The sequence below is a fragment of the Enterococcus eurekensis genome (genome assembly GCF_042654605.1).
Taxonomy (GTDB): Bacteria; Bacillota; Bacilli; order Lactobacillales; family Enterococcaceae; genus Enterococcus_I; species Enterococcus_I eurekensis.
Map to the genome: position 1 here is coordinate 1 of NZ_JBHSGT010000010.1, position 4,480 is coordinate 4,480.

A 4,480-nucleotide genomic window follows, 5' to 3' on the forward strand; every position below is an offset into this window, starting at 1 on the left:
ATCATATGCCGGACAATCACCGCCGTTATTTAACACATACCCCTAAAGAAAATTTACTATGGGCAGAAAATATTGGGCCAAATACTTATGCGTATGTCGACTATATTCTTTCCAATAATGTCGAGAAAAAAGCCCTGAAATTACTCGCTACATTGAGAAATACAGCCTCTAAATACACGTCCGAAGAATTAGAAGCTGGCTGTCATACATTGATGTCTGTCGCAAAGGAACCCACCAACTCATTACTCAAATCCATTCTCAGTCGTGCAAAGAAACGAAAGAAAACTTTGGATAATCATTCAAAAAAATCAATTATAGAGGAGCAAACGGACAACAAGTATGGTTTTGTCCGTGGTGCAGCCTACTTCGGAGGTAAAAAATAATGAGAAATGAACAAACACTTGAAAAATTAAAAGCTATGCGTTTGAGCGGAATGGCTGACCTATATGAGCAACAAACAATGGACGAAACCACCCAATCCTTAGGATTTGAGGAACGATTTGAGCTATTAGTAGACGCTGAATCTGCCCGCCGTAAATCAAATAAATTAGAACGTTTAATTCATCAGGCAACATTCAGTGATCCAAATGCGTCTATCGAAGGAATTGAATACTATCCCGATCGACATCTTGATAAAAACCTTATTTCTAAACTCGCACAAGGAGGATACATTGATAACCACCAGAATATTATCTTGATGGGTGCTTCTGGAAACGGGAAAACCTGGATAGCCAATGCCTTCGGTATTCAAGCTTGTCGTCAATTCAGAAAGGTGAAGTATATTCGTCTTCCAGAATTAATTGACGAGCTGGCTTTAGCGAAATATGAGGCTGATGGTTCTTATCGTAAACTGATTAAAAAGTACACGAAAATCGAACTACTCATCATTGATGAATGGTTACTAATGGAGTTGTCTTTGGAGGAAAGTGTTCACATTTTCGAAATCATTGAAGCACGATTAAAGCAATCTTCTACCATATTTTGTTCCCAGTTTTCACCCGAAGGTTGGCATGAAAAAATCAAACACACTCAACTAGCCGATGCGATTCTGGATCGAATCAAGCACAATTCTCACCAAATCATAGTCGATGGTGAAGTATCCATGCGTGAGCGTCACGGTTTGGAGGGCATGAAATGATTCCGATTGAAGTTGAAACTCGTATCGCTCTTTTTTTATTTTCGACGATACCTTCCAGAAGATATCGATTTAAATCTATCCTCGTTACTCCTACCTTATTACTTAGAGGACGAAAAGCAGCCTTCGGCTGATGAAATGGTTAATTTAGCCACTAAGTTCCTTGAACAAGCTATGAAGGAATACGAATAATCTATTAATTTATTTTAAGATGAAAAACAGAGCTCATATTGGGCTCTGTTTTAATTAATTTCTTATTCTCTTCAATCAATTAGCGGAATGGACGACAACTTTCGCATTCAGCGGACGACTATTCCGCATTTACTGGACGAAAATTCCGCATCACTGGACGAAACTAGTCGCCGTACTCAACTATTATATATTGTATAATAATAGACAATACTAGATAGAAAGCTACATAACTTTACATAGATTCTAAGGGGGTCGATAAAATTGAAAAATAAGAGTAATAAACAAAGGTTCAACAAGAACTCAATTAAGGTTAGATTATTAATAATACCAATTATCGTTGTGGTTTTATCAGTAGTTGCAATTGGATTAATTTCAACAACATCAAGCAAGAAAGCTTTACTTAGTGAAATGGCTTCAAATGGTGAATTTATTCTAAGAGAATTTATAGAAAGGATGGAAGATAATGCATATTCATTGGCAGTTATAAACAATGATATAGAGGAAGATATTAGAAAGGCTGCTAAATTAATTGAAAATCTGGAAAAGTCACAGGAAGTAGTAGAAAATCAAATGGAAGATACAAAAGAATTACCAAAGGGACAAAATTTAAGCAACGAAACAATATCAATGGTGGCAGAATCCTTAGGAATAAGCGAGATAAATTACCTTGACATTGATGGAACTGTACTATATTCAAACTATCCAGAAAACGTGGGGTTGAATTTAGATGCAGATCATCCCTTAACAATATTTAGAAATAGTAATGATACTGAGATGATGGAAGAAATTAGGGAAAGTACAACAGCTGAGGGAAACTATAAATATGGAGCTATAAAAATCTCAAATGGTGCAACAATACAAGCGGGAATAGAAGCTAACTATATTAATGACTTAACGGAGCAATTTAGTTACCAAAAACTTATAGAATCCTTAGCTGAAGATGAAGAGATAGTATATGCACTTTTTATAAACAATGATTTAATGGTGACTGCAGATAGTAATATCCAGTGGATTGGTGTAGACATTAGTGATGATGAAGGTACAGTCAATACAATTAAAAATGGAATAATGAATGCAGAAGAACGTAATGATTCCGGTGAATCAATTTATGATATCGTTTATCCAGTAGTTATAAATGGAGAAAAAATGGGAGCTATAAATATTGGATTTTCTATGGAAAATGTTAATAGTGCCATTTACACAAACATGATTACTATTTTTACGGCAGGGATAATATTAATATTATTACTTGGAAGCATATTATTCTTAACATCAAATGGTGCAATAAAAGTTATAAATGACTTAAAAAAACAGATGAACCTAATGGCAGTAGGAGACTTTAGTAATAATCTACCTAAGGATCTTCTAGGAAAAAAAGATGAACTTGGTGAAATAGCCTTATCTGTAGATGCTATGCAACTTTCCATACGAAATATAATAAGAGAAGTTATGGATGATTCCCAAGCAGTAGCTGCCCATTCTGAAGAATTAACAGCAACCACCTATGAGACTTCCACAGCAGTTGATGAAGTAGCAAGGGCAATCCAAGAAATTGCTCAAGGTGCTAGTAACCAAGCCATGGATACAGAACAAGGATTTAATTCTGTGCTTGATCTTGGTAACGCAGTTGTAAATAACTCAACATATATGGAAAACTTAAATGAATCCACAAGAAAAGTTAATGAGCTTAAAAATGATGGTTTAGAGTTAATTAAAGATGTAGTTGAAAAAACAGATTTAAATATGAAATCATCAAAAGAAGTTCATGATATAATAAAAGATACTAGTCAAAGTGCAGGAAAGATTGTAACTGCAAGTGAAATGATTAGAAATATAGCAGATCAAACAAATCTATTAGCTTTAAATGCGGCTATAGAAGCAGCCAGAGCAGGAGAATCAGGTAGAGGTTTTGCTGTAGTTGCAGATGAAATTAGAAAACTTGCAGAGCAGTCTAGTCAATTTACAGAAGAAATAAGCACAATAATTGATGATTTAACAGGAAAGATAGAAGTAGCTGTAGAAACTATGGCAGAAGTTGAACTAGTAGTAGAATCACAAGGAAGAAGTGTAAATTTAACAAATAATAAATTTGATGGAATATCTGATGCCATTGAAGAAATGGAAGAAGCCATAGGTGTGGTAAATAAATCAAGTGATGAAATAATAAGTCAAAAAGAAAAGATAAAGCAGATAATGGAAGACTTATCAACAATATCAGAAGAAAATGCAGCAGGAAGTCAAGAAGCTTCAGCATCTGTAGAGCAGCAAACAGCATCTATGATGGAAATTTCCAATGCCAGTGATGAACTTGCTAAGATTGCAGAGCAACTTAATGCACAAATAGAACAGTTTAAAATATAAATTAGTATTAATTTCTTAAGCTTTGATGTATAATCTAGGATAGATGATTAAATCATAAATAAATAGATTAAATGAATGTAATTCATAGAGTACTTAGTCTAAATAAATGACGGTACTCTATGATTTTTGTTTACAAAGGAGAAGTTATATTGTTAATGAATGGAATGGCAACACTTTTCTAGACAAAAATTATAAGGTCTGTTTATGACACCATATCCAGTTGCCCTTGACAACGAGCCTCCTCAAATCGGTTTTCTTAGCGGCGTGCTCACTTTGAATAAAATAAGCCGCTCGAACAGAAGGTAACCGATTCTTGCTCATTATCAAGGGTTCGCTACGCCAACCTCCGCATAGCGTACCTCAATTGGTGTTTTATAACCAAGAGAACTATGGATCCGATGATGATTCCACCAATTGACATAATCAAAACATTCTAATTCTAAGTGTGCCATCGTTTTAAATTGATATTGACTCACAAATTCCGTCTTAAAAGCTTTGTAAGTCGCTTCTGAAACGGCATTATCATATGGACATCCAGGCTTACTCAAGGAGCGTTGAATGCCAAATGTTTCTAAGATAAGATCAATCAATTCATTATCAAATTCTTTTCCACGATCCGTATGGAAGAGTTCGATTTCTTGAAGTGAGTAAGGAATGCTTTGAATGGCCCTTTTTACAAGCTGCGCATCTTTTTTATTTCCGCAAGAATGGCCAATAATTTCACGATTGAATAAATCAATCATCAAACAAATATAAGCCCAATTTTTCCCGACCCGAACATAAGTTAAATCC

3 protein-coding genes and 2 pseudogenes are annotated in these 4,480 nt (G+C 34.8%); 4 read left to right on the forward strand and 1 reads right to left on the reverse strand.

What is annotated here, in order from left to right; all coding sequences use genetic code 11:
* The 4 genes and pseudogenes from ACFO3L_RS00955 to ACFO3L_RS00970 all read left to right on the forward strand — a co-directional run.
* Positions 1-383: pseudogene (locus ACFO3L_RS00955) on the forward strand (IS21 family transposase); the annotation flags it as partial.
* Positions 383-1,138, forward strand: coding sequence for an IS21-like element helper ATPase IstB (istB, locus tag ACFO3L_RS00960; protein ID WP_379962933.1), 756 nt, complete (start codon positions 383-385; stop codon positions 1,136-1,138). The pseudogene ACFO3L_RS00955 and the gene istB, both read left to right, overlap by 1 nt.
* Positions 1,135-1,269, forward strand: a complete 135-nt coding sequence (locus ACFO3L_RS00965; RefSeq protein ID WP_379962935.1) for a hypothetical protein — start codon at positions 1,135-1,137, stop codon at positions 1,267-1,269. Before istB ends, ACFO3L_RS00965 begins: the two co-directional genes overlap by 4 nt.
* 319 nt (positions 1,270-1,588) lie before the next feature.
* A complete protein-coding gene (locus ACFO3L_RS00970; protein WP_379962937.1) occupies positions 1,589-3,688 on the forward strand; it encodes a methyl-accepting chemotaxis protein in 2,100 nt (699 codons plus the stop codon).
* 268 nt (positions 3,689-3,956) lie between these two features.
* Here the strand turns inward: ACFO3L_RS00970 and ACFO3L_RS00975 are convergent.
* Positions 3,957-4,480: pseudogene (locus tag ACFO3L_RS00975) on the reverse strand (transposase); the annotation flags it as partial.

Bases quoted from the DNA above. Each gene is read 5' to 3' on its own strand.
- istB (WP_379962933.1), top strand. From the start codon at position 383: ATGAGAAATGAACAAACACTTGAAAAATTAAAAGCTATGCGTTTGAGC.
- ACFO3L_RS00965 (WP_379962935.1), top strand. From the start codon at position 1,135: ATGATTCCGATTGAAGTTGAAACTCGTATCGCTCTTTTTTTATTTTCG.